Origin of the sequence: Micromonospora zhanjiangensis, from assembly GCF_042650605.1 — a bacterium.
Taxonomy (GTDB): Bacteria; Actinomycetota; Actinomycetes; order Mycobacteriales; family Micromonosporaceae; genus Micromonospora_J; species Micromonospora_J zhanjiangensis.
The window spans coordinates 95687-121526 of sequence record NZ_JBHSBN010000015.1 but is presented as its reverse complement, the minus strand read 5'-3'; the positions used below and the strand labels follow the sequence as shown (position 1 = coordinate 121526).

The 25840-nt window shown below is 70.6% G+C and carries 27 protein-coding genes; 20 read left to right on the top strand and 7 right to left on the bottom strand.

Features of this window, described 5'->3' with window-relative positions; genetic code table 11:
* Positions 1 to 29: 29 nt before the first annotated feature.
* Positions 30 to 773, top strand: a complete 744-nt coding sequence (locus ACFOX0_RS21055; RefSeq protein WP_377548618.1) for a VC0807 family protein — start codon at positions 30 to 32, stop codon at positions 771 to 773.
* 10 nt (positions 774 to 783) lie between these two features.
* Positions 784 to 1623, top strand: a complete 840-nt coding sequence (locus tag ACFOX0_RS21050; RefSeq protein ID WP_377548616.1) for a siderophore-interacting protein — start codon at positions 784 to 786, stop codon at positions 1621 to 1623.
* A 58-nt stretch (positions 1624 to 1681) separates the two neighbouring features.
* Here the strand turns inward: ACFOX0_RS21050 and ACFOX0_RS21045 are convergent, their stop codons facing one another.
* Together ACFOX0_RS21045 and ACFOX0_RS21040 are read right to left on the bottom strand one after the other, a co-directional pair.
* Positions 1682 to 2365 carry a hypothetical protein gene (locus ACFOX0_RS21045; protein WP_377548614.1) on the bottom strand — a complete coding sequence of 228 codons (684 nt, stop codon included), beginning with the start codon at positions 2363 to 2365 and terminating at the stop codon, positions 1682 to 1684.
* Between the two features lie 64 nt (positions 2366 to 2429).
* Positions 2430 to 2555, bottom strand: coding sequence for a hypothetical protein (locus ACFOX0_RS21040; protein WP_377548612.1), 126 nt, complete (start codon positions 2553 to 2555; stop codon positions 2430 to 2432).
* Between the two features lie 524 nt (positions 2556 to 3079).
* Here ACFOX0_RS21040 and ACFOX0_RS21035 point away from each other — a divergent pair.
* The 4 genes from ACFOX0_RS21035 to ACFOX0_RS21020 all read left to right on the top strand — a co-directional run bounded on the left by ACFOX0_RS21035 (position 3080) and on the right by ACFOX0_RS21020 (position 5701).
* Complete coding sequence (locus tag ACFOX0_RS21035) at positions 3080 to 3286, top strand: hypothetical protein (protein ID WP_377548610.1); 207 nt, start codon at positions 3080 to 3082, stop codon at positions 3284 to 3286.
* 413 nt (positions 3287 to 3699) lie between these two features.
* Positions 3700 to 4587: an ABC transporter ATP-binding protein gene (locus tag ACFOX0_RS21030; RefSeq protein ID WP_377548748.1), complete on the top strand. Its 888-nt coding sequence runs from the start codon at positions 3700 to 3702 to the stop codon at positions 4585 to 4587.
* Positions 4584 to 5432 (top strand): ABC transporter permease, encoded by an 849-nt coding sequence (locus ACFOX0_RS21025; RefSeq protein ID WP_377548607.1) that lies wholly within the window; start codon positions 4584 to 4586, stop codon positions 5430 to 5432. The genes ACFOX0_RS21030 and ACFOX0_RS21025 overlap by 4 nt, the downstream gene beginning before the upstream one ends.
* Positions 5433 to 5476: 44 nt before the next feature.
* Positions 5477 to 5701 carry a helix-turn-helix transcriptional regulator gene (locus ACFOX0_RS21020; protein ID WP_377548746.1) on the top strand — a complete coding sequence of 75 codons (225 nt, stop codon included), beginning with the start codon at positions 5477 to 5479 and terminating at the stop codon, positions 5699 to 5701.
* A gap of 14 nt (positions 5702 to 5715) precedes the next feature.
* Here ACFOX0_RS21020 and ACFOX0_RS21015 read toward each other — a convergent pair whose 3' ends face one another.
* Positions 5716 to 5931: a hypothetical protein gene (locus ACFOX0_RS21015; RefSeq protein ID WP_377548604.1), complete on the bottom strand. Its 216-nt coding sequence runs from the start codon at positions 5929 to 5931 to the stop codon at positions 5716 to 5718.
* A gap of 101 nt (positions 5932 to 6032) precedes the next feature.
* Between ACFOX0_RS21015 and dnaG the strand changes: the two genes are divergently transcribed.
* Positions 6033 to 7913, top strand: coding sequence for a DNA primase (gene dnaG / locus ACFOX0_RS21010; protein WP_377548602.1), 1881 nt, complete (start codon positions 6033 to 6035; stop codon positions 7911 to 7913).
* Positions 7914 to 7915: 2 nt separating this feature from the next.
* Positions 7916 to 8461 carry a hypothetical protein gene (locus ACFOX0_RS21005; protein ID WP_377548743.1) on the top strand — a complete coding sequence of 182 codons (546 nt, stop codon included), beginning with the start codon at positions 7916 to 7918 and terminating at the stop codon, positions 8459 to 8461.
* Between the two features lie 66 nt (positions 8462 to 8527).
* On the opposite strand, the gene ACFOX0_RS21000 is transcribed toward ACFOX0_RS21005, so the two are convergent.
* Together ACFOX0_RS21000 and vapB are read right to left on the bottom strand one after the other, a co-directional pair.
* Positions 8528 to 8944, bottom strand: coding sequence for a PIN domain nuclease (locus ACFOX0_RS21000; RefSeq protein WP_377548600.1), 417 nt, complete (start codon positions 8942 to 8944; stop codon positions 8528 to 8530).
* Entirely contained in the window at positions 8935 to 9159 is a 225-nt protein-coding gene (vapB, locus tag ACFOX0_RS20995) for a type II toxin-antitoxin system VapB family antitoxin (RefSeq protein WP_377548597.1), read from the bottom strand. The genes ACFOX0_RS21000 and vapB overlap by 10 nt, the downstream gene beginning before the upstream one ends.
* 96 nt (positions 9160 to 9255) lie before the next feature.
* Here vapB and ACFOX0_RS20990 point away from each other — a divergent pair, with 96 nt between their 5' ends.
* Positions 9256 to 10188: an ABC transporter ATP-binding protein gene (locus ACFOX0_RS20990; protein WP_377548594.1), complete on the top strand. Its 933-nt coding sequence runs from the start codon at positions 9256 to 9258 to the stop codon at positions 10186 to 10188.
* A gap of 118 nt (positions 10189 to 10306) precedes the next feature.
* Here ACFOX0_RS20990 and ACFOX0_RS20985 read toward each other — a convergent pair whose 3' ends face one another.
* Positions 10307 to 10891 carry a TetR/AcrR family transcriptional regulator gene (locus ACFOX0_RS20985; protein WP_377548592.1) on the bottom strand — a complete coding sequence of 195 codons (585 nt, stop codon included), beginning with the start codon at positions 10889 to 10891 and terminating at the stop codon, positions 10307 to 10309.
* 75 nt (positions 10892 to 10966) lie between these two features.
* Between ACFOX0_RS20985 and ACFOX0_RS20980 the strand changes: the two genes are divergently transcribed.
* Positions 10967 to 11545 (top strand): dihydrofolate reductase family protein, encoded by a 579-nt coding sequence (locus tag ACFOX0_RS20980; RefSeq protein WP_377548589.1) that lies wholly within the window; start codon positions 10967 to 10969, stop codon positions 11543 to 11545.
* A 106-nt stretch (positions 11546 to 11651) separates the two neighbouring features.
* A complete protein-coding gene (locus ACFOX0_RS20975) occupies positions 11652 to 12869 on the top strand; it encodes a NosD domain-containing protein (RefSeq protein WP_377548587.1) in 1218 nt (405 codons plus the stop codon).
* Between the two features lie 102 nt (positions 12870 to 12971).
* On the opposite strand, the gene ACFOX0_RS20970 is transcribed toward ACFOX0_RS20975, so the two are convergent.
* Positions 12972 to 15260, bottom strand: coding sequence for an ATP-binding cassette domain-containing protein (locus ACFOX0_RS20970; protein ID WP_377548584.1), 2289 nt, complete (start codon positions 15258 to 15260; stop codon positions 12972 to 12974).
* A 71-nt stretch (positions 15261 to 15331) separates the two neighbouring features.
* Between ACFOX0_RS20970 and ACFOX0_RS20965 the strand changes: the two genes are divergently transcribed.
* The 9 genes from ACFOX0_RS20965 (at position 15332) to ACFOX0_RS20925 (ending at position 25702) form a co-directional block, all read left to right on the top strand.
* On the top strand, positions 15332 to 16183 hold the full coding sequence (locus tag ACFOX0_RS20965) for a TetR/AcrR family transcriptional regulator (protein ID WP_377548582.1): 852 nt from the start codon (positions 15332 to 15334) through the stop codon (positions 16181 to 16183).
* Positions 16184 to 16262: 79 nt separating this feature from the next.
* Positions 16263 to 17072: an ABC transporter permease gene (locus ACFOX0_RS20960; protein ID WP_377548579.1), complete on the top strand. Its 810-nt coding sequence runs from the start codon at positions 16263 to 16265 to the stop codon at positions 17070 to 17072.
* Between the two features lie 10 nt (positions 17073 to 17082).
* Positions 17083 to 17892, top strand: coding sequence for an ABC transporter permease (locus ACFOX0_RS20955; RefSeq protein WP_377548577.1), 810 nt, complete (start codon positions 17083 to 17085; stop codon positions 17890 to 17892).
* Between the two features lie 62 nt (positions 17893 to 17954).
* Complete coding sequence (locus ACFOX0_RS20950) at positions 17955 to 19088, top strand: YihY/virulence factor BrkB family protein (protein ID WP_377548575.1); 1134 nt, start codon at positions 17955 to 17957, stop codon at positions 19086 to 19088.
* Between the two features lie 160 nt (positions 19089 to 19248).
* A complete protein-coding gene (locus ACFOX0_RS20945) occupies positions 19249 to 20427 on the top strand; it encodes an ROK family protein (protein ID WP_377548573.1) in 1179 nt (392 codons plus the stop codon).
* A gap of 32 nt (positions 20428 to 20459) precedes the next feature.
* Positions 20460 to 22025 (top strand): sugar ABC transporter ATP-binding protein, encoded by a 1566-nt coding sequence (locus tag ACFOX0_RS20940; RefSeq protein WP_377548571.1) that lies wholly within the window; start codon positions 20460 to 20462, stop codon positions 22023 to 22025.
* Positions 22026 to 22192: 167 nt separating this feature from the next.
* On the top strand, positions 22193 to 23305 hold the full coding sequence (locus ACFOX0_RS20935) for an ABC transporter permease (RefSeq protein ID WP_377548740.1): 1113 nt from the start codon (positions 22193 to 22195) through the stop codon (positions 23303 to 23305).
* Between the two features lie 90 nt (positions 23306 to 23395).
* Positions 23396 to 24463, top strand: coding sequence for a substrate-binding domain-containing protein (locus ACFOX0_RS20930; RefSeq protein WP_377548568.1), 1068 nt, complete (start codon positions 23396 to 23398; stop codon positions 24461 to 24463).
* A gap of 54 nt (positions 24464 to 24517) precedes the next feature.
* Positions 24518 to 25702 carry a Gfo/Idh/MocA family protein gene (locus tag ACFOX0_RS20925; RefSeq protein ID WP_377548738.1) on the top strand — a complete coding sequence of 395 codons (1185 nt, stop codon included), beginning with the start codon at positions 24518 to 24520 and terminating at the stop codon, positions 25700 to 25702.
* Positions 25703 to 25840 lie beyond the last annotated feature (138 nt).

The following is a 25840-nucleotide window of genomic DNA, read 5'->3' as shown; positions in this document are numbered from 1 at the left end:
CATAGTTGTCGTATATCTGGGAGACGGCGATGGCACGGTTCCGGGCACTACTCCTCCACTTCGGCCCCACGATCGTGTTCAACGTCGTGTTGCCCTACCTGACCTACGCCGTCCTCGTCGACCGGGGGACGGGCGTGGTGGCCGCACTGGCGATCAGCGCGGTCTGGCCGGCGGTCGAGATCCTCGGGAGTTATCTGATCCGACGCCGGATCGACGACTTCGGCGTGCTCACCCTCGTCCTCATCGGCCTCGGGGTGGCCAGCTCGGTGATCTTCGACAGCGAGCGGTTGGCGCTGGTCAAGGAGTCGGCCGTGACCGGGCTGTTCGGTCTCGTCCTGCTCGGCTCGCTGCTGATGCCCCGGCCGCTGATGTTCTACTTCGGGCGCAAGTTCGCCACCGACGGGTCCGCCGAGCGGCTGGCCTGGTGGAACGGGCTCTGGCGGTACGCCGGCTTCCGGCGTACCCAGCGGGTGCTGACCCTGGTGTGGGGGACCACCTTCCTGGTCGAGGCGATCATCCGGATCGTGCTCAGCTACCAGCTGCCGGTCGGCACGATGGTGCTGGTCTCGAACATCCTGCCGTTCGTGGTGATCGCCGCCCTCGTCTTCTGGACAGTCGGCTACGCCCGGCGCAGCCGGGCCAGGGCGGCCGCGGCCGATCCGGCCTTCCCCGTGTCGGGCGGCCCGTCGGCGCCGGACCCGCTGGCGCCGGGTGCCCCGGCCAACGGTCGGGTGCCGGGGGCGGCGACCGCCCCGGCCGGCGACTTAGGGTAACCTAAGTCGCATGGCGGAGCAGCGGAAGAAGAAGGTCCATGCGGCCCGGGTGGTGCGCACCGAGCGACTCACCCCGCATCTGATCCGGGTGGTGCTCGGCGGCGACGGGCTGGCCGGGTTCGCGCCCGCCGACTGGACCGACAGCTACGTCAAGCTGCTGTTCCCGCCGCCCGGCGTGACGTACCCGGAACCGGTGGACATCGAGGCGATCCGGCGCGACCTGCCCCGGGACCGGTGGCCCCGGCTGCGCAGCTACACCGTTCGCGCCTGGGACCCGGCCACCGGCGAGTTGACCATCGAGTTCGTGTACCACGGCGACGAGGGCCTGGCCGGTCCGTGGGCCGCGAACGCCCGCCCCGGTGACGTGATCAACCTGCTCGGCCCCGGTGGCGCGTACGCGCCGGACCCGACCACCGACTGGCACCTGCTGGTCGGCGACGAGAGCGCGCTGCCGGCCATCGGCGCGGCCCTGGACCGGCTGCCCGTCGACGCCGTCGCCCGGGTCTTCGTCGAGGTCGACGGTCCGGCGGAGGAGATCAAGTTGGCCGCCGGCCCGGCCACCGAGATCGTCTGGCTGCACCGCGAGGGTCGTACCGTGGGGAAAGCCCTGGTGGCGGCGGTGCGCGCGGCGGAGTTCCCAGCGGGTGCGGTGCACGCCTTCGTGCACGGCGAGGCCACCTTCGTCCGGGAGTTGCGCCGGCTGCTGCGGATCGAGCGCGGCGTGCCGCTGGACCGGCTGTCCATCTCCGGCTACTGGCGGCGCGGCGTCGACGACGAGGGCTGGCGCTCGTCGAAGCCCGACTGGAACCGCCAGATCGAGGCCGAGGAAGCCGGCCGGACCGACGTCTGACCGGGCCGGTTTCTCGCCGGCTCCGGCTGACCGGGCCCGGTTGCTCGTCCGTTCCGGCTTAGCCGGCGGGATCCGAGGTGCTGACCATCGCGGCGGTGCTGGTCGGGACGGCGTGCCGCTGGCGTACTGCGGCCCGGATGCGGCGGGCGGCCCATGCGGTGCGCCGGCTGACGTACCAGACGTGCGCGGTCGCCGAGACGACCAGCACCAGGCCGCCCACGGCGGCCGTCAGCCAGCGGGCCGAGCCGGTCCCGTGCGTCGCCCAGCCCGCGCCGGCGCCGATCAGCACGCTGTTGACCAGGCCCACCGTGCCGGCCAGCCCGATCGCGTCGCGCAACCACCGTCCACCGGGCGGTCGCTGCCGGTCCGCGCCGGGATCGTCGAGCGTCGGCATCAACAGGTACGGCGTGACGTCGGATGCTCGCCGGGCCAGGTAGGTGCGCATCGAGTCGAGGGCGATTCCGTACAACCGGGACCGGTTCACGAATTCGACCTGCCGGATGAAAACGGTCAGCCCGAGCAACAGCACCAGCCCGCCGAGCCCGGCCACCGCTCCGGTACGGGCCGCACCGGCCTCGGCGCCGCCGAGCAGGCCACCGGCAACCGCGGTCGCACCGGTGGCCACCACCAGGAAGAAGTTGAACCGGGCGGTCGACATCTCGTCGTTGGCCCGCCGCGCCTCGCGTAGGTGCTCGTACTCGGCGAGCGCCACGGTCAGCGAGACGTCCTGCTGGTCGGTCACCCAGTCCTCCTGACGGCCCGGTCGGGTCGATCTCCATTGTGGCTGAATGTCACAACAGTGGGCTTCACTTGTTCCGCTGGAGGCCCTCCAGCTGGACGAAAATCTCCCGTTTCTCCAGGGCCTCACCGGTCGCGCTGAGCACGTAGCCGGTCAGCCAGACCCAGCCGTGACAGGTCAGCCGTTGCTCCACGGCCGTGAGCCGGAAGAGTAGGGCGCACTCTCCGTCGAACTGGACCGACGCGCGGCGGTCAACCCTGAAGACCTGGCCTGGCCGGAGGTCCAGCCGGAGCTGGCAGCATGGCTCAACGCACGTCGGGACCGCGTCCGGCCGTGGCCGCCGGGGGACGGGCATTCTGGCCGCCACTACGGCTGGTCCGTTCCGCCGCTGGCCGTACGGAACGCGCGGAGCCGGCTCCGCGCCCAGCTCAGCGTTTCGCATGTCTCCATGGAGCCGGTACGGCATTTGTTGCAGTGCCCCACGTCCCGGTGAGCGGTGATGATCCTTTTGGCAAGCGCCGGTATCCAGACCTCGCGGGGGACCGGTTGCTCCACGTGCTCCTCCTCCAGGAAACGGGCAGGCCCGGCCACGGAGTCTGAGTGCGCGTGGCCGGACCGCTACCCCTCGTGTTGCCACTCCAGCCTCCCCTGCCACGTGCACACCGTCAAGGTTGGAAGTGGCAACGTGTGCGGGTTGCACGTACATACGGTCAGGGCGTGAGACTGGTGGCCCTGTCCGACATCGCGGAAATGCTCGGTGGCGTGTCGCGCACGCGGGCCACGGAGATCACGAACCGTGCGACCTTCCCCGTCCCCGTGGACACCGTGGCCAGCGGGAAGGTGCGGGTCTGGGAGCGCGCGGCGGTGGAGGAGTGGATCAGGACCTACCGCCCCCACCAGGCCGCTCCCGAAGAGGAGCCCTGAACGGCCAGCAGACACGCAACGGCCCGGACCGATCGGTCCGGGCCGTTTTCCGTAGCGCTCAGCCGGCGGCCTTCGCCTTCCTGGCCGCCGGAGCGTCCTTCCCCGCGTACCAGGGCAGGGGGCTGGCGGGGGAGGGGGCGGCCAACGGGCGGCCTTCACACCTCCTCGCCGTCCTCCAATGCCTCCTTCAGGGCCTGAGCGTGCGCGTCGCCGGTGGCGCCGCCCTCCCGTGGCGCCGCTGACGGAAAACCGACCCAGTTCGACCCGCTTCCAAATGTAGTATCCATGCTACATTCTGCGGTATCACTTGAGCGGCTAGGGGGAGAGCTGTGACATCGCTACAGGCGGCGGACGCGCCTCGGGTGGCCGAACCACCCGATGACGGCGTCGCGCTCGACGTCCGTGACCTGCGGATGCGTTACGGGACCAAGGACGTTCTCGACGGCGTCAGCTTCACCGCCCGGCACGGCGAGGTGCTGGCCCTGCTCGGGCCGAACGGGGCCGGCAAGTCCACCACCATCGAGATCCTCGAAGGCTTCCGGATGCGCTCGGCCGGCGAGGTGCGGGTGCTGGGCGTGGATCCAGGCCGGGGCGACGAGCACTGGCGGGCCCGGCTGGGTGTGGTGCTGCAGTCCTGGCGGGACCACGGCAAGTGGCGGGTCCGCGAACTGCTCGCGCACCTCGGGTCGTTCTACTCGGCGTACTCCACCGACCGGATCCGCCGGCCCTGGGACGTCGACGACCTGCTCGCCACGGTCGGGCTGACCGAGCAGGCCCGGCAGCGGGTGTCCCGGCTCTCCGGCGGTCAGCGCCGCCGGCTGGACGTGGCGGTCGGCATCGTCGGCCGGCCCGAGTTGCTCTTCCTCGACGAGCCGACGGTCGGCTTCGACCCGGCGGCCCGGCGGGAGTTCCACGACCTGATGCACCGGCTCGCCGACCTGGACGACACCACGATCCTGCTGACCACGCACGACCTGGACGAGGCGGAGAAGCTGGCCGACCGGATCCTGATCCTGTCCGGCGGCCGGATCATCGCCGACGGCTCGGCCGACGAACTGTCCCGGCGGGTGGCCGGCGAGGCCGAGGTGCGCTGGACCCAGGGCGGCGGCCGGTTCGTGCACGCCACCGCCGATGCCACCCGGTTCGTGCACGACCTGTTCAAGCAGTACGGCGACGGCATCGGCGAGTTGGAGGTGCGTCGGGCCAGCCTGGAGGACACCTACATGACGCTGGTCTACGAGCAGGAGTCCGGTGGCCGGGGCGACGCGGCGGCCCACGCGTTGGAAGGGAAGAACGGATGAACCCCATCATGGTCGCCGTCCGGGCGGGACTGTTCCGCGGCCGGACCGAACTGCGCAACAGCTTCACCAACGCCCAGGATCTGTGGACGTACTTCTTCCCCACGGTGATCCTGCTGGTCGTGATGTTCTTCATGCGGGACGCGACGGTGCCCGGCACCGGCTTCTCGCTCGGCGCCCGCACGTTGCCCGGCACGCTGGGCATGGGTCTGGTGTTCAGCGGACTGCTCGGGGTGGGGGGACAGCTCACCGTCGAACGCGAGGACGGCACCCTGCTGCGGGCCAAGGCGATCCCCAACGGCATGCTGGGCTACCTGATCGGGAAGATCGTGGCCATCGCCGGGATGGCGGTGATCGGCCTGCTGCTGCAGTTGATCCCCGCGATGTTCTTCCTGGACGGCCTGCACCTCGGCCTCGGCAACTGGCTGACCCTGCTGCTGGTCCTGGTGGTCGGCCTGGTGGCGACGCTGCCGCTCGGCGCGGTCCTGGGCGCGGTCTTCGACAACCCGCGCAACATGGGACTGATCAGCCTGCCGGTGATGGGCGCGGTCGCCATCTCCGGCATCTTCTATCCGATCAACGGCCTGCCCGGCTGGGTGCAGGGCATCGCTGAGGCATTGCCGATCTACTGGCTAGGGTTGGGGATGCGCTCGGCGCTGCTGCCCGACAACATGGCGGCGGTCGAGCTCGGGCACTCGTGGCGGCACCTGGAGACGTTCGGCATGCTCGGCCTGTGGGCCGCGCTCGGGCTGGTGCTCGCCCCGATCGTGCTGCGCCGGATGGCCCGGCGCGAGTCCGGGTCCAGCGTCGCGGCGCGTCGCGAGAAGGCCATGCAGCGGATCAGCTAGGAGAGCGCGTGTCGACGAGTGAGACGGTCTACAACCGGATCGCCATGCTGCGCGCCGAACGCGGGATCTCCCGCCGCCAGTTGGCCGAGGCGCTCGGCGTGCACTACCAGACGGTGGGCTACCTGGAACGCGGCGAGTTTCGGCCCAGCCTCTATCTGGCGCTGCGGCTCGCCGCGTACTTCGAGGTGCCGGTCGAGGTGATCTTCTCGGTCGAGCCGTTCCCCCGGCTCGGCGAGGCCAACTCGACTGGCACCGCCCGCCCCGCCTGAGCGGTCCGCTCCGGTCAGCTTTCCGGTTCCCGTTCGCGTTCGGCGAGAAGTGCGTCCAACGGTGACACGTCGTCCGGGATCCGGTACCGCGGCAAACTATCTAGGTCGCTGGTCGTTGTGGCTTTGAGCTTGATCACGCCGCGTGCCATCAACGCCGCGTACAGGTTCGACGCAGTCGGGTCGGGCTCGGGGATATTGGACACTCGGCCCCTCTCAGCACGCGCCGACATTCCCGCCATCCTATCTGTGCGGCAGGGCGGCCCAGGTACTCCGACCCGGGCGGGGCGGGGTGGGTGGGGCAGGGCAGGATGTCAGGGCGAGGGGGTGGGCGATGGCTGGGCGGATCCGGGACGAGGACATCGCGCTGGTCCGGGAGCGTACGTCGATCGCGGACATCATCTCCGAGACGGTGACCCTGCGCTCGGCCGGTGGCGGCAACCTCAAGGGCCTGTGCCCGTTCCACGACGAGAAGTCGCCCTCGTTCAACGTGTCGCCCGCCCGTAATGTCTGGTTCTGTTTCGGCTGCGGCGCCGGTGGCGACGCCATCAAGTTCCTGATGGACGCCGAGCATCTCAGCTTCGTCGAGTCGATCGAGCGGCTCGCCGCCCGGGCCGGCGTGCAACTGCGCTACATCGAGGGCGGCCCGGCCCCGGCCCGCGGCCAGCAGCAGGGCCAGAAGCAGCGGCTGGTCGCCGCGCACGCCGCCGCGGTCGAGTTCTACGCCGCCCAGCTCGGCACGGCCGACGCCCGGGCCGCCCGGGAGTTCCTGGCCCGGCGCGGCTTCGACCGGGCCGCCGCGCAGACGTACGGGTGCGGCTTCGCCCCGCCCGGCTGGGACCCGCTCACCAAGCACCTGCGGCAGCGGGGCTTCACCGCTCAGGAACTGGTCACCGCCGGGCTGGCCCGGGAGGCCCGGTCCGGCTCGCTGATCGACCGGTTCCGCCGCCGGCTGCTCTGGCCGATCCGGGACCTCACCAACGACGTGATCGGCTTCGGTGCCCGCAAGCTGTTCGACGACGACGACGGCCCGAAGTACCTGAACACCCCGGAGACGCCGATCTACAAGAAGTCGCACGTGCTCTACGGCATCGACCACGCCAAGCGGGAGATCGCCAGGCAGGGCCGGGCGGTCATCGTCGAGGGGTACACCGACGTGATGGCCTGTCACCTGGCCGGCGTACCGGTCGCGGTGGCGACCTGCGGCACCTCGTTCGGTGCCGACCACATCGGGGTGCTGCGCCGGCTGTTGATGGACACCGACGGCCGGGACGGCGAGATCATTTTCACCTTCGACGGGGACGCCGCCGGGCAGAAGGCGGCCCTGCGCGCGTTCGAGGACGACCAGCGCTTCGTCGGGCGTACCTTCATCGCGGTCAGCCCCGACAACATGGACCCGTGCGAGCTGCGCCTGGCCAAGGGCGACCTGGCGGTCCGCGACCTGGTCGCGCGCCGCGAACCGCTTGTCGACTTCGCGCTGCGCCAGGTGATCTCCCGGTACGACCTGGACACCGTCGACGGCCGGGTCGAGGCGATGCGCCGGGCCGCGCCACTGGTGGCCAAACTCAAGGACCGGGAGAAGCGCCCCGAGTACGTCCGCAAGCTCGCCGGTGACCTCGGCATGGAGATCGAGCCGGTGCAGCGCGCCGTGCTGGCCGCCGCGAACGCCCCGGCCCAGGGGCAGGGCCAGGGACGGACCGCACCCGCCCCGAGCCGGGCCACCCGACCCGACCCGACGATCGACAGCCCGCAGGCGCTGGTCGAGCGGGAGGCGTTGAAGCTGGCGTTGCAGGAGCCGGCGCTGGCCGGCCCGATGTTCGACGCGCTCGGCCCGACGGCGTACCTGAACCCCGTACACGTGGTGGTGCGGCAGGCGGTGGCCGAGGCCGGCGGCGCGGCCGCGGCCACCGGCGGCGCGGTCTGGATCGAGCGGGTCCGGGACGCCTGCGCCGACCTGGCCGCCCAGGCCCTGGTCGGCGAGCTGGCGGTGGAGCCGCTGCGGATCGACGGCGAGCCGGATCCACGGTACGTCTCGATCACGCTGGCCCGGTTGGAGTGGGGCTCGGTCATGGCGCGGATTCGGGACCTGAAGTCCAAGGTGCAGCGGATCAACCCGGTGGCCAACAAGGACGAGTACTTCGCCCTCTTCGGCGAGCTGCTGTCGCTGGAACAGCACGCCCGGGCGTTGCGCGAGCAGGCCGCGGGAGGGCTGTGACAGTGGGACTGTTCCGCCGTACGTCGAAGTTGCCGGCCGACCGGCGACCCGCGCTGGACCGCGACGAGCGGGTGCTGGCCTGGGCCGAGGCGTCCGGCACCGGCGAGGCCGGCGCCGGTCCGGCCCGCCCCGTGGTGGTGACCAACCTGGGGTTGTGGCTGCCCGGCCGGGAGCACCGGCTGGGCTGGCACGACGTGCACAAGGCGGTCTGGTCGGGGCGGGAGCTGACCGTCACGCCCGCCGAGCGGGTCGCCGAGCGGGACGGTTACCTGGTGGTCGCCGACCGGCCGGTCGAGACGTACCTGCTGCTCGAACCGGGTGACGTGCCCGAGCAGGTGCGTGCCCGGGTGACCCGGTCGGTGGGTTACACCGCGCATCACCCGCTCGACTCCGGCGGCGTCCGGGTGGTCGGTCGCCGGGTCGCCGGGGTGGACGGACTGAGCTGGGCGGTGCGGTACGACGCCGGCACCCCGGCCGACGACCCGGCGGTGGTCGAGGCCACCGACCAGTTGGTCGCCGCCGCCCGCGCGGCCGTCGTACCGCGCTGAGGCCGTGAGGGATGGACTCCGGTTTCTCCTGCGGATCTGAGGAGTCTTGCGTCCGGGTGGGAGCGCTCAGCCGGCGATGCTTTCGACCGGTTGACCGGTGACGGCGGCGATGAGGTCGAAGTCCTTGTCGACAGCCAGGACCGTCAGCCCCGTCTTTTCCGCAGTCGCCGCGATCAGCAGGTCGGGAATTGACGGGGCGCGGTGCTGTCCGCGGTCGGCGAGCAGCAGTTGCACCTCCAAGGCCCGGTCCTCGATGGCAGGTGTCAGGTGTTCAACCGGCATCAGGGACAGCGGTGGAACGGCGAACTGCCCACGCCCCGCATCGCCGGATCGTGCCGAGTAGCCGAGTTCCAAGCGGGTGATCGTCGAGAGCCGGACGAGTCCACGGCTGATGCGTGCACTCCACTCGTCGCGGTTCGCCACATGGCCGAGTTGGAGTCGAATGTACGCGGACTTGTCGATCAGCCAGCTCGTCACCGCCACGCGGCCTCCATCACCGCGGGGTCGGCCAGGTCCGCGAACACCTCTGCGGACCGTTGCCAGTCCTCATCGGTGACCGTCCGGTCGCCGGCGGAGCTGATGTTCTCCTCGAAACGACGGCGTAGGTACTCGTTGCGGGACAGCCCGAGGTTGGCGGCCGCCGCGTCGATGCGGTCGACGGCGTCCTGGCTGAGATCGCGGATGAGGATGTTGGGCATGTGAATCACCTCCGGTCGGGATGATGATATCACGATATCACGCTTGTTGTAGGAAACTCGGTGGGCGGTGTCGGAGGTCGCGGTTAGGGTCGGCCGATGAGCACTGCGCAGCCACTCATCCGGGCCCGGGGACTGGTGAAACGGTTCGGCGACTTCACCGCCGTCGACGGGATCGACGTCGAGGTGCGGGCCGGCGAGGCGTTCGGCTTCCTCGGCCCCAACGGCGCCGGCAAGTCCTCGACCATGCGGATGGTCGGCTGCGTCTCCCCGCCGACCGGCGGTGAGCTGCGGATCCTCGGCATGGACCCGGTCTCCGACGGCCCGGCCATCCGGGCCAGGCTGGGCGTCTGCCCACAGCTGGACAACCTCGACCCCGAGCTGACCGTCCAGGAGAATCTCACCACCTACGCCCGCTACTTCGGCATCTCCCGACGGGTGGCCCGGGCGCGGGCCGCCGAGCTGCTCGACTTCGTCCAGCTCGCCGACCGGGCGAACAGCAAGGTCGAACCGCTCTCCGGCGGGATGAAGCGCCGGCTCACCATCGCCCGCGCGCTGGTCAACGAGCCGGAGATCGTGCTGCTCGACGAGCCGACCACGGGCCTGGACCCGCAGGCCCGGCACCTGGTCTGGGAGCGGTTGTTCCGGCTCAAGCAGCAGGGCGTCACGCTGGTGCTGACCACCCACTACATGGACGAGGCCGAGCAGCTCTGCGACCGGCTGGTGGTGATGGACGGCGGCCGGATCGTGGCCGAGGGCGGCCCGCGCGAGCTGATCGAGAAATACTCCACCCGCGAGGTGGTGGAGCTGCGGTTCGCCGCCGATTCGCAGGAGGAGTTCGCCGGCAAGCTCGACGGGATCGGCGACCGGGTCGAGGTGCTGCCGGACCGGATCCTGCTCTACGTCGGCAACGGCGACGAGGCGGTGGCCGAGGTGAACGCCCGGGCGCTGGCCCCGGCCAGCGTGCTGGTCCGGCGCAGCAGCTTGGAGGACGTGTTTCTGCACCTCACGGGCCGCACCCTGGTGGAGTGAGTCTTGTTTCGGCGGCTGCCGCGCTAGCCGTCCACGACCTCGGCGTCGTACAAACTGTTTGTACTACAAACTGTTTGTAGTACAAGGGCCGTGTTCTGCGTGCGGTCGTTTCGGGCTCTCAGGGCGTCCGGGCTGCCGGACCGACCAGGCGGTCGACCAGGGCGGTGACGGCCTCGTCCGGGGTCAGGTCGGCGCCGATCGAGGTGGTCAGCAGGTCCAGCAGCAGACCGTCCATCGCGTAGTGCAGCAGGGCGAGTTCGCGCGCCCCGCCGGGCAGGCCGGTGCCCTCGTGGAAGGCGATCTCCTCCCGGTAGTTGCGGCGCAGCATACCGCCGAGGATCTCGGCCAACGCCGGCCGGCGTACCGCCTCCAGCCGCAGTTCGATAAGCGCCCGGGTCAGCTCGGGCTGCCGGGTGGTGCGTTCCAGCACGTAGCGCAGGTAGTCGGCGAACAGTTCCAGCGAGGGCTCCCGGGCCGCGAGCCCGGCCAGCACCGTTTCGTCCGGGGCGAACCGTTCCATGATCCGCTCGCCGAGCGCGCCGAGCAGGGCGTCCCGGGAGGGGAAGTAGTTGGACGCCGTACCGGTGGGGACGCCGGCCTCGGCGTCCACCGCCCGGTGGGTCAGGCCCCGCGCGCCCGCCTCGGCCAACACCCGCAGGCCCGCGTCGGCGAGCAGGGCGCGTCGTTCGATGTTCTTCGCCACAAAAAAAGACTAACACCAACCACGACACCTGTTGTACGTTGAACCACGACAGCAGTAGTGATTGGAGACCCCGGTATGCGACAGCTCGTCTACTACGTGGCCAGCACCATCGATGGTCGGATCGCCGGGCCGGACGGGCAGTTCGACTTCTTCCCGTTCGCGCCGGGCACCGAGATCAGCGACTACATCAACGCCCGGTACCCGGAGACCCTGCCGACCGGATTCCGCACCGCTCTCGGCATCGACGCGCCGCACGGCCGGTACGACACCGTCCTGATGGGCCGGGGCACCTACGAGCCGGCCCTGAAGGCGGGCGTCACCAGCCCGTACGCGCACCTGAGGCAGTACGTCTTCTCCCGTACCCTGCCGCCCGCACCGGAGCCCGAGGTGGAGATCGTCGCCGGTGACCCGGTGGCGTTCGTCCGCGACCTCAAGCGGCAGGACGGCCGGGACATCTGGCTCTGCGGCGGCGGGCAGCTCGCCGGGCAGTTGCTGCCGGAGATCGACGAACTGTTCGTGAAGCTGAATCCGATCGTGGCCGGTGCCGGCATCCCGATCGTCGACCGGGACTTCGACCCGCGCCACTTCACTCTCGTCGAGGCGAGACCGTTCGACACCGGGGTGGTGGTGCTGCGCTACCGCGCGACGACCTGATTCGGGCGAAACGCGGTCGGCTCGGTGACAGAAAGCTTCCGACCGGCAACCCTTCGTACTCAGATGGCAGTAAACGCTATCCGAGCATTACGAAAGGGGGATGGTCATGGCACGGGAGCGACTGCTGACCGTTCTGCTCGCCGTGTCGGCCCTGCTGGTCATGCCGGCGACCCCCGCGGTGGCCGCGCCGGTGGTGGCCTGCGGTGCCACCCTCACGGCGAGCGTGACCCTGCGGGCCGACCTGAACTGCACCGGGGACGGGCTGATCGTGGGGGCCGACGGCGTCACCGTCAACCTGAACGGGCACGTGATCGGCGGCCCGCGCACCGGCGTCGGCACCGGTATCGCGACGACCTCGCACCACAACGTCCGGATCACGAACGGCACCGTGCACAGCTTCGGCCGGGGCGTCGCGTTGTCGAACGTGAACGGGGCCACCCTGACCAACGTCCAACTGCTCTACAACGGGCTGACCGCCTCCAGCGTCACCAACCTGCGGATCACCGGTGGGCTGATCACCGACCCGCCGACCGGCCCGGTCGTCTCCGTGCAGAACACGGTCACGGTCAGCATCGACCGGGTCGAGGTGCTCGGCGACATGTTCTTCACCTACACGGCCGGAGTGTCGATCAGCAACAGCACGCTGCACATCGGCAATCTGGGCTTCGCGACCACCGGCCAGGTGGCGATCCGCAACAACCTGCTGACCGACCGCGTCATCACGCTCTCCCAGGCCGGCAACACGGCGATCACCGGCAACGACTCGGCCGGCGGCGGGATCTCGGTCGCCCTCTCCAACGGTGTGCTGGTCCAGAACAACCGGTTGCGGGCCTCCCAGTACGGTGTCGTGGTCTCCACTGCCCCGAGCTACGACCTGCGGGTTCAGGGCAACTTCATGGACGGCAACGAGTACGGCGTCTCGGCCCGGGCGCGCCTGCTGACCGACCTGTCCGGCCTCACCGTCACCGGGAACACCCTCACCGGCAATCATCAGGCCGCGGTGTTCGTCGAGGCCGCCCAGATCACACCGTCGGCCGCGGTGGCCCCGGCCCAGGTGCCGAGCCCGCTGACGATCTCCGGCAACCAGATGCGGGCCAACGGGTTCGGCTCGACCGACCACGACGCGGCGGGCCGCGTCATCAACGACGGTCTGCACACCAACGTCCCGACGGGCAGCCCGGTGGTGGTGGGGAGCAATCAGGCCTTCGCCAACGCCGAGTACGGCATCGAGGCGGCGCCGAACGGCACCGTCCAAGACGCCGGCGGCAACGTCTCCATCGCCGACCCCCGCGGCTGCCTCGGCGTCACCTGCGCCACGGCCTGACCCGCGCACCCGAAGAGCGCCCCATGATCGTTGACAGTTCTCCGGTACGACGCGCCGGGAAGGCGCCGGAAAAACTGTCAACGATCATGGAAGTCCGAGGGGTCAGTCGGTGCCGGCGTCGACGTAGGCGCGCAGATGGCGGGCGGTGAGGGAGTCGCCCTTGGCGACCAGGTCGGCCGGGGCGCCGGTGAAGACCACCCGACCGCCGTCGGAGCCGGCGCCCGGGCCCAGGTCGATGATCCAGTCGGCGTGCGCCATCACCGCCTGGTGGTGCTCGATGACCACGACCGTGTTGCCGGCGTCGACCAGCCGGTCCAGCAGCCCGAGCAGTTGGTCGACGTCGGCCAGGTGCAGCCCGGTGGTCGGCTCGTCCAGTACGTAGGTGACCGCCTTCTCGGCCATCCGGATGGCCAGCTTGAGCCGCTGCCGCTCGCCGCCGGAGAGGGTGGTGAGCGGCTGGCCCAGGCTGAGGTAGCCCAGCCCGACGTCGCCGAGCCGGTCCAGCACCGCCCGGGCCGGCCCGCTGCCGAAGAAGTCGCGCGCCTGCGCCACCGACATGGCCAGCACCTCGCTGATGTTCTTGCCGCGCAGCGTGTAGGTGAGCACCTCCGGGGTGAACCGTCTGCCCTCGCACTGTTCGCAGATTGTGGCCACCCCGGCCATCATCGCCAGGTCGGTGTAGACCGTCCCGATTCCCTTGCAGGTCGGGCAGGCGCCCTCGGAGTTGGCGCTGAACAGCGCGGCCTTGACCCCGTTGGCCTTGGCGAAGGCGGTCCGGATCGAGTCGAGCAGCCCGGTGTAGGTGGCCGGGTTGCTGCGTCGCGAGCCGCGGATGGCGGACTGGTCGACCACCACGACGCCGTCCCGCCGGGACAGCGAGCCGTGGATCAGTGAGCTCTTGCCGGAGCCGGCCACGCCGGTGACCACGGTCAGCACGCCGAGCGGCACGTCCACGTCGACGTCCTTCAGATTGTGCAGGTTGGCGCCGGTGATGGCGAGGTGACCGGTCGGCTGGCGGACCTTGTCCCGCAGCCGGGCCCGGTGGTCCAGGTGCCGGCCGGTCAGCGTGTCGGACCGGCGCAGCGCCGCCACGTCCCCGGTGAAGCAGACCCGACCACCGGCCGTGCCGGCACCCGGTCCGAGGTCGACCACGTGGTCGGCGATCTCGATCACCTCGGGCTTGTGCTCCACCACCAGCACCGTGTTGCCCTTGTCGCGCAGCATGAGCAGCAGGTTGTTCATCCGCTGGATGTCGTGCGGGTGCAGCCCGACCGTGGGCTCGTCGAACACGTACGTCACGTCGGTGAGGCTGGAGCCGAGGTGCCGGACCATCTTGACCCGTTGCGCCTCGCCGCCGGAGAGCGTGCCGGACTCCCGGTCCAGGCTGAGGTAGCCCAGCCCGATGCCGACCATCGAGTCCAGCGTCTCGCTCAGGTTGGCCAGCAGCGGGCGTACCGATTCGTCGTCGATCCCGCGGACGAAGGCCGCCAGGTCGCTGATCTGCATCGCCGCGCAGTCGGCGATGTTCCGGCCGTTGATCCGCGACGACAGCGCGGCGGGGTTGAGCCGGGCGCCGGCACACGCCGGGCAGCGGGCGAAGACCACCGCCCGGTCGACGAAGGCCCGGATGTGCGGCTGCATCGCCTCCCGGTCCTTGGCCAGGTAGAGCCGCCGGACCTTGACCAGCAACCCCTCGTACGTGGTGTTGATGCCGGCGATCCGCAACTTGGTCGACGGCTTGTGCAGGAAGTCCGCCCACTGCTGTTCGGTGAAGTCCTTCAGTTTCACGTCCGGGTCGTACAGGCCGGACTGGGCCAGCCCGCGCCAGTACCAGCTGTCGACGCCGAAGTTGGGCACCGTGATCGCGCCCTCGTTCAACGTCTTGTCGACGTCGACGAGCTGGTGCACGTCGATGTCGGAGACCTTGCCCAGCCCCTCGCACTCCGGGCACATGCCCTCGGGCAGGTTGAAGCTGAACGCGCCCGAGGTGCCGACGTGTGGGCTGCCGATCCGGCTGAAGACGATCCGCAGCAGGGTGTGCGCGTCGGTGGCGGTGCCGACGGTGGAGCGGGAGTTGGCACCCATCCGCTCCTGGTCGACGACGATCGCGGCGCTGAGGTTGCGCAGCGCGTCGACGTCGGGGCGGCCGATGGACGGCATGAAGGACTGCAGGAAAGCGGTGTAGGTCTCGTTGATCAACCGCTGCGACTCGGCCGCGATGGTGCCGAAGACCAGGGACGACTTGCCGGAACCGGAGACCCCGGTGAAGACGGTTAGTCGTCGCTTGGGAATGTCCAGGCAGACGTCACGCAGGTTGTTCTCCCGGGCGCCGCGTACCTCGATCATGTCGTGGCTGTCGGCGGCGGTCCGGCCGGCCGGTTGCTGATCCATGCGTTCCCCCTGATACTTTACGGCGTAAAGCGAAGCTCGGCCACGTTACTTTATGGCATAAGGAGTTGCAAGTGGTGGTCTACGCCGGGCAGGGTGACCCGCGCCGCTCGATGGCCCTGTTGTGGCGTACCGGGAAGGCCGACGACGGTCCGACGCCCGGCCCTCGGCCCGCGCTCAGCGTGGACCTGATCGTCGAGGCGGCGCTCGCGGTGGCCGACGTCGAGGGCATGGCCGCGCTGTCCATGCGCGCGGTGGGCGACCGGCTCGGCCGTACGGCGATGGCGCTCTACACGTACGTCCCGGGCAAGGCCGAGTTGATCGACCTGATGTACGACCGGGTGCTGGCGGAGTTGCCCACCGACTACGACCTCGACGCGGGCTGGCGGGCCGCGGTCACCGCCTGGGCCGAGGACTTCTGGGCCCTCTGCCTGCGGCACCCGTGGCTGCTGCAGGTCTCGCACGCCCGGCCGGTGCTCGGCCCCAACGAGTACGTGATGACCGAGACGCTGGTCCGGATCGTGCACCGCACCGGGCTGGCCGGTCCGTTGCTCTGGCGCGTGGTCGGCACGCTGCTCAACTTCGTCCGGGGTGCCGCCGGCACGGTCGCCGAGGCGCGACAGGCCCGGGCCGTCACCGGCGTCTCCGACGACCAGTGGTGGCAGGCCCGGTCCGCGATGCTGGACGAGATGGCGCCGGACTTCGCCGACCGGTTCCCGATGCTGACCCGGCTGGCCGGCGAGCGGGCCTTCGAAATGGCCGACCCCGACACGCCGTACCTGGAACAGGAGGCCCGGGAAACCTTCGAGGTAGGCCTCGCTCTCCTCCTGGACGGCATCGAAACCACCCTCATCCGCGCCATCCAGCCGTCGCCGCATCCCTCCGGCGGAGGAAATGGGGTGAGCGGGGGTGGGGGGAGGACGTAGGTTCTGCGGTCGGGGGCGGGTGGCGGTGTCGTACCCGGGGAGTAGACACGACGGGTGGCGGCGAGTGGGGGGCGGTTCGATGAGTGTTGAGACGGTCGAGCGGGACCGGACCACCCGGCCCCGGCTGCCCCGGGTGCCGGCGCTGCCGGTGCTGGAGTACCACCTCGTCGCCTACCGGTGCACCTTCCGGGGCAGCGTCTTCTCGTCATTCCTGCTGCCGCTGCTGACCGTGCTCGGCTTCGGCGTCGGCGTCGGGGCGTACGTCCGCCAGGGCGTCGGGGGGTTCTCCTACCTGGACTGGGTGCTGCCCGGCCTGCTCGCCTCCACCGCGTTGCAGGTCGCCGTCGCCGAGTCGAGCTGGCCGGTGCTCGGCAACTTCGAGTGGATCAAGATCTACTTCGCCCAGGCGGCGGCGCCGCTGCGGGTGGTCGACATCCTCGGCGGGCACCTGGCCTTCGTCCTGTTCCGGGTGCTCACCAGTTCCCTCGCCTTCCTGCTGGTCGCGGCGGCGTTCGGCGCCCTGCACTCGGTCTGGGCGCTGGCCGTGCCGGTGCTGGTCCTGCTGATCGGGCTGGCGGTGTCCGCGCCGACCGTCGCCTTCACGGCGAGCATCAGGACCGACAGCTACCTGGCCATCCTGTTCCGCTTCGCGGTGGTGCCGATGACGCTGTTCTCCGGGGTGTTCTTCCCGGTGGACGCCCTGCCCATGGTGCTGCGCTGGCTGGCCTACGTCTCGCCGCTGTGGCACGGGGTGGACCTGGTCCGGTCGGCCGTCCTCGGCGTCGCGCCGCAGTGGTCGATCGTGGGGCACCTGCTCTACCTGGCCGCCTGGGCGGCGGTCGGCTGGCTGCTGGCCGTGGCCCGGTTCCGCCGTCGGCTCGTGATCTGAGGAGACTTTCGTGGTCAGCATCGTCCTGCCCCGGCTGATCAGCTTCGAGGGCGCACCCCGCCGCGCGACCTCGGTGGCCGAGCGCAACCTCGCCGCGCTGAAGTCCGCCTACTGGATCGTGATGATCTCGGGCTTCGTCGAGCCGGTGCTCTACCTGCTCTCCATCGGGGTCGGCGTCGGCGCCCTGGTCGGCGACCTCACCCTGCCCGGCGGTCGGGTGGTGAGCTACGCCGCCTTCGTGGCGCCGGCGATGCTCGCCTCGTCGGCGATGACCGGCGCGTTGGCCGAGACGACGTTCAACTTCTTCGGCAAGTTCAAGTACATGAAGCTGTACGACGGCGTGATCGCCACACCCGTGCAGCCGTTCGAGATCGCGCTCGGCGAGCTGGGCTGGGCGATGCTGCGCGGGACGGCGTACTCGGCGGCCTTTCTGGCGCTGATGGTCGGCCTGGACCTGACCAGCCCCGGCCGGGCGCTGACCGCCTTCCCGGCGGCGGTGCTGGTCGGCTTCGCCTTCGGCGCGCTCGGCATGGCGCTGTCCACCTTCATGCGCAGTTGGCAGGACTTCGACCTGATGGGTTCGGCGCAGTTCACGCTGTTCCTGTTCTCCGGCACGTTCGTGCCGGCCGAGGCGTACCCGGCGGTGCTGCGCTGGCTGGTCGAGGTCACCCCGCTCTACCGCTCGGTGCACCTGATCCGCGGCATCAGCGTCGGCGGCGCCGGCTGGACCTGGCTGCTGGACCTGCTCTACCTGTTGGCGGTGCTGGCGCTCGGGTTGTTCGTGGCGTCCCGGCGGATGGGCAAACTGTTGTACAAGTGAGCGGTTATCCGGCGGCCCGCCGGGGCATCAGGTCAGGGACCGAGCACCGTGAGGAGCGCCCCATGACCTCCGACAAGACCCCCACCGGCCGGGACGCCGCCGCCGGTACCCCCGGAACCACCGACGCCGACGCGCGGAGTGCCGACGCGCGGAACGCCGACGTGCGGAGTGCCGACGTGCGGAACGTCGAGGCGCGGTCGGCCGGCGGGCCCGTGGAGACCGGACCGGTCGGGCCGGAGGACGGGCCGGACAGCCCGACCGACCTGGCGGCGACCTCCTGGTGGGCCGCGTTCAAGCGGACCGCCCGCGAGTTCCAGGAGGACAACCTCGCCGACTGGGCCGCCGCGCTCACCTACTACTCGGTGTTGTCGATCTTCCCCGGGTTGCTGGTGCTGGTCTCGCTGCTCGGCCTGCTCGGTGACAAGACCGCCAGCGACGTCAAGGGCACCATCGCCGGTCTGGTACCGCAGGACCAGGTCAAGCAGATCCTCACCGACGCCATCGCCCAGGTGCAGACCAGCCCGACGGCCGGCCTGGTGGCGATCTTCGGTCTGCTCGGCGCGTTCTGGTCGGCCTCGGGTTACATCGGCGCGTTCATGCGGGCGACCAACGCCATCTACGACGTACCGGAGGGGCGGCCGATCTGGAAGACGCTGCCGATCCGGATCGCGGTGACCGCGGTGGTCGGGATCATGCTGCTGGCCAGCGCGCTGATCGTGGTGTTCACCGGCAAGTTCGCCGAGCTGGCCGGCAGCGCGCTGGGGCTCGGCTCGGCGGCGGTGACGGTCTGGGACATCGCCAAGTGGCCGGTGCTGCTGATCCTGGTCAGCCTGATCTTCGCGCTCCTGTACTGGGCCTCGCCGAACGCCCGGCACGGCGGGTTCCGCTGGGTCAGCCCGGGCAGCCTGTTCGCGGTGCTGGTCTGGTTGGTGGTCTCCGGCCTGTTCGCCTTCTACGTGGCCAACTTCGGCTCCTACAACAAGACGTACGGCGCGCTGGCCAGCGTGATCATCTTCCTGGTCTGGCTGTGGCTGACCAACCTGGCCATCCTGATCGGCGCGGAACTGGACGCCGAGCTGGAGCGGGGCCGGGCGATCGCCGCCGGGCTGCGGCCGGCGGACCAGGAGCCGTTCGTCGAACTCCGGGACGACCGGAAGATCCGGAAGGAGCACGAGCACGACCATGACCTGCGCTGATGCGCGCCGGGCCGGCACCGCAAGCTTTTGTTCTTCCTAGCAAAAGTTAGTGTCAGATTGAGGGAAGCTCTAGACAGGCGGTACGGAACGCTTCTACTGTGTCGGACACAACACGTCGGCGTTTCGTCGATGTGGTCGAGGCCCGACCGGAGGTCGTTCCGTGCGCCCGAACGAAGGTCTACACCTGCGGCTGCTCCGGTTGCTGCGCGACCGCGGAGCGGTCTCGCGGGCCGAGCTGGCCGACCGGTTGGAGGTGCCCCGGCCCCGGCTGCTCGCCGAGGTGGAGCGCCTGGTGGGGGCCGGCTTCGTCGCCGAGGCGGGGATGGCCGCCTCGCGTGGCGGTCGACGTTCCACCATGGTGGAGCTCAACCCGGACATGCGGTTCGCGGCCGTCGACCTCGGCGCCAGCTCCATCGACGTGGAGGTCACCAACGGGCGGCTCGAACCGCTCGCCGCCTACCGGGAGTCGGCCGACATCCGGTCCGGCCCCAAGGTGATCCTGCACCGGGTCAACGAGATCCTGGCCAAGGCCCGCACCGACGAGGCGTACGAGCGGCTGGACGCGATCGGCATCGGCGTGCCCGGGCCGGTGAGCTTCCGCGACGGCGTACCGGTGTCCCCGCCGATCATGCCGGGCTGGGACCGCTACCCGGTCCGGGAGATGCTGACCCGGGAACACGGCTGCCCGGCCGTGGTCGACAACGACGTCAACATCATGGCCATCGGCGAGCGGTACGGCGGCGTCGCGCACTCGGTCGACGACTTCCTCTTCGTGAAGATCGGCACCGGGGTCGGCTGCGGCATCTACCTGGCCGGTCAGGTCTACCGGGGCACGGACGGCTGCGCCGGCGACATCGGGCACATCCAGGTCGACGCGCACGGGCCGGTCTGTTCGTGTGGCAACGTCGGCTGCCTGGAGGCCGTCTTCAGCGGTGCCGCGCTGGCCAAGGAGGCGCTGGTGGCCGCCCGGTCCGGCAGCTCGCCGGCACTGGCCGAGCGGCTCGCCGCCGCCGGGACGGTGAGCGCCCTGGACGTCGCGCAGGGCGCCGGCGAGGGCGACGTGACCTGCATCCGGCTGATCCGCGACGGCGGCCGGGACGTCGGTCGGGTGCTGGCCGGCCTGGTCAGCTTCGCCAACCCGTCGATGATCGTGATCGGCGGCGGGCTGGCCCACCTCGGGCACATCCTGCTCGCCGAGATCCGCAGCGTGGTCTACCGCCGGTCGCTGCCGCTGGCCACCGGCAACCTGCCGGTGGTGCTCTCCGAGCTCGGCCCGCGCGCCGGCGTCGCCGGCGCCGCCGTACTCGCCAGCGACCTCGCCTTCGGGGAGGCGTCATGACGGCCCCCGCGCACGAGGGGAGGCACCCCGAAATGACCGGACAACCGCTGATCGAGGCGCCCGCCGACGCCGTACCCGGCGAGGTGGTGCTGCGGCTCACCGACGTGGTGAAGACCTTCCCCGGCGTACGCGCGCTGGACGGCGTGCAGCTGGAGGTCCGGGCCGGCGAGGTGCACTGCCTGCTCGGGCAGAACGGCGCCGGCAAGTCCACCCTGATCAAGGTGCTCTCCGGGGCGCACCGGCCCGACTCGGGCCAGGTGCAGTGGCTCGGCGAGCCGGTCACCTTCGCCAACCCGCAGGCCGCCATGCGGGCCGGCATCGCCACCATCTACCAGGAACTGGACCTGGTCGACGACCTGTCGGTGGCGGAGAACGCCTTCCTCGGCCACGAACCGCGCCGGTTCGGCTTCATCCGGCGGGGACACATCGCCCGGCGCACCCGGGCCATCCTCGGGCGGCTCGGACACCCCGAGATCCCGCCCCGGCGGATGGTCCGGTCGCTGCCCGCGGCCGGTAAGCAGATCGTCAGCATGGCCCGGGCGTTGTCCCACGAGGCCCGACTGATCATCATGGACGAGCCCAGCGCGGTGCTGGCCCACGACGAGGTGGGCAACCTGTTCCGGATCATCCGGGAGCTGACCGCCCAGGGCATCGCGGTCATCTACATCAGCCACCGCTTGGAGGAGATCCGCGAGATCGGCGACCGGGTCACCGTCCTGAAGGACGGCCGGACCACCGCGGCGAACCTGCCCGCCCGGGACACCCCGACCCGCGAGCTGGTCAGCCGGATGACCGGCCGGACCATCGAGTACGTCTTCCCGCCCCGGTCCGGCGACCCGGATGCCGACCGGGAGGAACTGCTCCGGGTCGACGGGCTGAGCCGCGCCGGCGAGTTCGCCGACGTGTCGCTGTCGGTGCGTGCCGGGGAGATCGTGGGCATCGCCGGCCTGGTCGGCTCGGGCCGGTCCGAGCTGTTGGAGACCATCTTCGGCGCCCGCCGGCCCAGCTCCGGCACGGTCCGGATGGCCGGCCGCCCGGTCCGACCGGGCAGCGTCGGCGCGGCCGTACGGGCCGGCATGGGGATGGCTCCCGAGGAGCGCAAGAGCCAGGCGCTGCTGCTGGGCGAGCCGATCTACCGCAACGTCACCCTCTCCACCTTCGGGCGCTACGCCCGGCTCGGCTTCACCGACGCCGGTCGGGAACGGGCCGAGGCCGACCGGCTGGCCGACACGCTGGAGTTGCGCCCGCGCGACGTACGCCGGCCGGTGCGCACCCTGTCCGGCGGCAACCAGCAGAAGGTGGTGGTCGCCCGCTGGCTGCTCGGCGACACCCGGCTGCTGCTGCTCGACGAGCCGACCCGGGGTGTCGACGTCGGCGCCCGGGCCGAGCTCTACCAGGTGATCCAGGCGCTGGCCGGACAGGGCGTGGGCGTCCTGCTGGTCTCCAGCGAGGTGCCCGAGGTGCTCGGCCTGGCCGATCGGGTGCTGGTCATGCGGGAGGGCCGGGTGGTGCACGAGGCACCGGCCGGCGAACTCGACGAAGACACCGTGCTCGACCTCGTCATGGCGGGGTCCCTGTTGGAGGGGGAAGCGGCATGACCGAACGCACCGAGCGCAGCGAGGGCCGTGAGGGCGTGCCAGGTCAGCTCGGCATGACCGAACGCACCGAGCGCAGCGAGGGCCGTGAGGGCGTGCCAGGTCAGCTCGGCATGACCGAACGCACCGAGCGCAGCGAGGGCCGTGAGGGCGTGCCGGGGGTGCTCAGCATGAGCGAGACTGCGGTGCCGGACCAGTCGGCGGACCTGCCCGCGCAGTCGTCGCCGGTGGCGGTCGCGGAGCCGGCGCCGGCCGATGCCGGGCACCGGCAGACCGGCGGCGGGTGGTGGCATGGCGACGCCAGCGAATCGGTACGCCGTAACCTCGCCCTGGTCGGGGTGCTGGTGGCGCTGATCGTCATCGGCGCCGTCACCAAACCCGACCTGTACGGCGACCCGGCCTGGGTGTGGAACAACGTCCTGTCGATCCTGAAGCTGGCCTCGGTGGTCGGCGTGGTGACGGTCGGGATGACCTTCGTGATCATCGGTGGCGGGATCGACCTGTCGGTGGGCGCCATCGTCGCGCTGGCCGGCGTCTGGTGCACCACCCTGGCGACGCAGAGCTACGGCGCCGCCGGAATGGTGTTCTGCGCCCTGGTCGTCGGGCTCTGCGTCGGACTGGTCAACGGGGTGCTCATCTCGTACGGGCGGTTGGTGCCGTTCATCGCGACGCTGGCGATGCTGGTGGCCGCCCGGGGCCTGGCCGCGGAGATCTCCAACAAGCAGACCCAGGTGTCCACCAACACCACCATCAACGACATCGCCAGCAACAGCCTGTTCGGCATCCCGCTGCTGGTCTACATCCTGGCGCTGGTCGGCGCCGCCGGCTGGGTGCTGCTCAACCGCACCACCTTCGGTCGCCGTACCGTGGCGATCGGCGGGAACGCCGAGGCGGCCCGGCTGGCCGGCATCAACGTCCGGTTCCAGACCGTGCTGCTCTACGGGTTGTCCGGGCTGTGCTGCGGGATCGCCGCCATCATGCTCACCTCCCAGGCCACCTCGGCCCAGGCGGCGATGGCCAACCTCTACGAACTCGACGCGATCGCCGCCGTGATCATCGGCGGGACGCTGTTGTCCGGCGGGCGGGGCACCATCATCGGTTCCCTGCTCGGGGTGGTCATCTTCGCCACCATCACCAACCTGTTCGCCATCAACGGCCTCTCCGTCGAATCCCAGAACATGGTCAAGGGCGGGATCATCGTCGCCGCCGTCCTGGTCCAGCAGTTCCGGTTCAAGTCACTCACACAGTTCCTGGCACGGAACCGGGTCACCTCGACGACCTGACGCCCCGTAACCCCGGGCGGGTGCCGACACGGCACCGGCCGGGACCGTCACACCCTTGTTCGCCTGATTCCCCTGACACAGGAGGTCGTCATGACACAGCACGACCCGCTCCGGCCCGTGCGGGACCTGTCACGTCGCCGGTTGCTGCTCGGCGGCGCCGCGCTCGGCGCGGGCGCCCTGCTCACCGGTTGCACCAGTAACGAGGCCGCGCCGAACAACGCCCAGGTCAAGGACGCCGGGGCCACCGGCAACGCCGAGCCCGGCAAGAAGGTCACCATCGGCTTCTCCGCGCCGGCCGCCGACCACGGCTGGATCGCAGCCATCACCAACAACGCCAAGGCGCAGGCCGCGGCGTACAAGGACGTGGAGCTGAAGTCGGTCGAGGCCGGCGCGGACGCGGCGGCCCAGCGGGCGGCGCTGTCGACCTTGATCGCGCAGAAGCCGGACGTGATCGTGTTGCTGCCGCACGACGGCAAGGAACTCAACGCGTTCGGCCTGGAGGCGATGAAGGCCGGCATCCCGGTGGTGAACCTGGACCGGGCCTTCCCGGACGCGCTCGCCTACCGGTTGCAGATCAAGGGCGACAACTACGGCATGGGCGTCTCGGCCGGCCGCTTCATCGGCGAGCAGCTCAAGGCGAAGAACGTGACCAACCCGATCATCGGCGAGATCGCCGGCATGGACGAGTTGGAACTGACCCAGGAACGGTCCGCCGGCTTCAAGGCCGAGCTGGCCACCTTCGGGTTCAAGGTGGCCAACCGGCGGGCGGCCCGGTTCACCGCCGACACCGGCCAGTCCGAGGCCTCCCAGCTGCTGCAGGCGCTGCCCAAGATGGACGCGCTCTGGAACCACGACGACGACCAGGGCATCGGCGTGCTGGCGGCGATCAAGCAGGCCAACCGTTCCGAGTTCTTCATGGTCGGCGGTGCCGGTTCCAAGGCGGCGATCGACGCGATCCAGGCGGACAACAGCGTGCTGAAGGCGACCGTCACCTACAGCCCGTCGATGGCCTCCTCGGCGATCTCGCTGGCCCGGCTGATCGGTCAGGGCAAGGGCATGTCCGACCTGGTGGAACTCCAGGTGCCCAAGGAGATCACGCTGGCGTCGGAGACCATCACCAAGGAGAACGCGGGCACCTACAGCAAGCTCGGGTTCTGACGTACGGGGGGAGACCTCACTGTGTCCACTAGCGACAACGAACTGCGGATCGGCATGGTCGGCTACGCCTTCATGGGCGCCGCGCACTCACAGGCGTGGCGCACCGTGAACCGGGTGTACGACCTGCCGGTCCGGGCCCGGACGGCGCTGATCTGCGGCCGTGACCCCGGGCAGGTGGCCACCGCCGCCGACCGGCTCGGCTGGGCCGGGTACACCACCGACTGGCGGGATCTGGTCACCCGGGACGACATCGACGTGGTGGACGTCTGCACCCCCGGCGACAGCCATGCCGAGATCGCCATCGCCGCGCTCGAGGCAGGCAAGCACGTGCTGTGCGAGAAGCCGCTGGCTAACACGGTCGACGAGGCCCGTGCCATGGTCGCGGCGGCGGACCGGGCGCGGGCGGCCGGGATCCGGTCGATGTGCGGGTACAACTACCGGCGGGTGCCGGCGGTGACCATGATGCGGCAACTGGTGGCCGCCGGCCGGATCGGCACGGTCCGGCACGTCCGCGCCGTCTACCTGCAGGACTGGATCGTCGATCCGCAGTTCCCGCTGGTCTGGCGGTTGCAGAAGGACCGGGCCGGGTCGGGCGCGCTGGGCGACATCGGCGCGCACATCATCGACCTGACCCAGTTCGTGACCGGTCAGCGGATCGCCGGGGTCAGCGCGCTGACCGAGACGTTCGTCAAGGAACGTCCGCTGCCGGCCGGCTCCAGCGGGCTCGCGGCCACCGTGGACGGTGACTCGCCCGAGGGGCGGGCCACCGGCCCGGTCACCGTCGACGACGCCGCGTTGTTCATCGCCCGGCTGGACGGCGGGGCGGTGGCCAGTTACGAGGCGAGCCGGTTCGCCACCGGGCGCAAGAACGCGCTGCGGGTCGAGGTCAACGGCTCGCTCGGCAGCCTGGCGTTCGACCTGGAACGCCTGAACGAGCTGGAGTTCTACGACGGCACCGCCGCCGGCACCGAGCAGGGTTTCACCCGGATCCTGATGACCGAGCCGGACCACCCGTACCTGTCGGCCTGGTGGCCACCGGGCCACCTGATCGGGTACGAGCACTCGTTCACCCACCAGATGCGCGACTTCCTGGAGGCGATCGCCACCGAGACCGACCCGACGCCCTCGTTCGCCGACGCCCTGCAGGTCCAGCTGGTGCTGGACGCGGTACAGCGGTCGGCGGGTGCGGGCTCCTCGTGGACCGACGTGGAACCGTCGTTGGCGCCGGTCGCGGCCTGACGAGCGGCCCACCCGAACCGTGGTCGCCCCGCCCGGCGGAGCGTCCACCCGATGAACAGGCTTCCCGGGCCGGCCGGCGAGGGACGGCCGCGGTTGCGCCCCGCGGTCGGGTGCGGTCGGTACCGGGAGGGCGCGGAT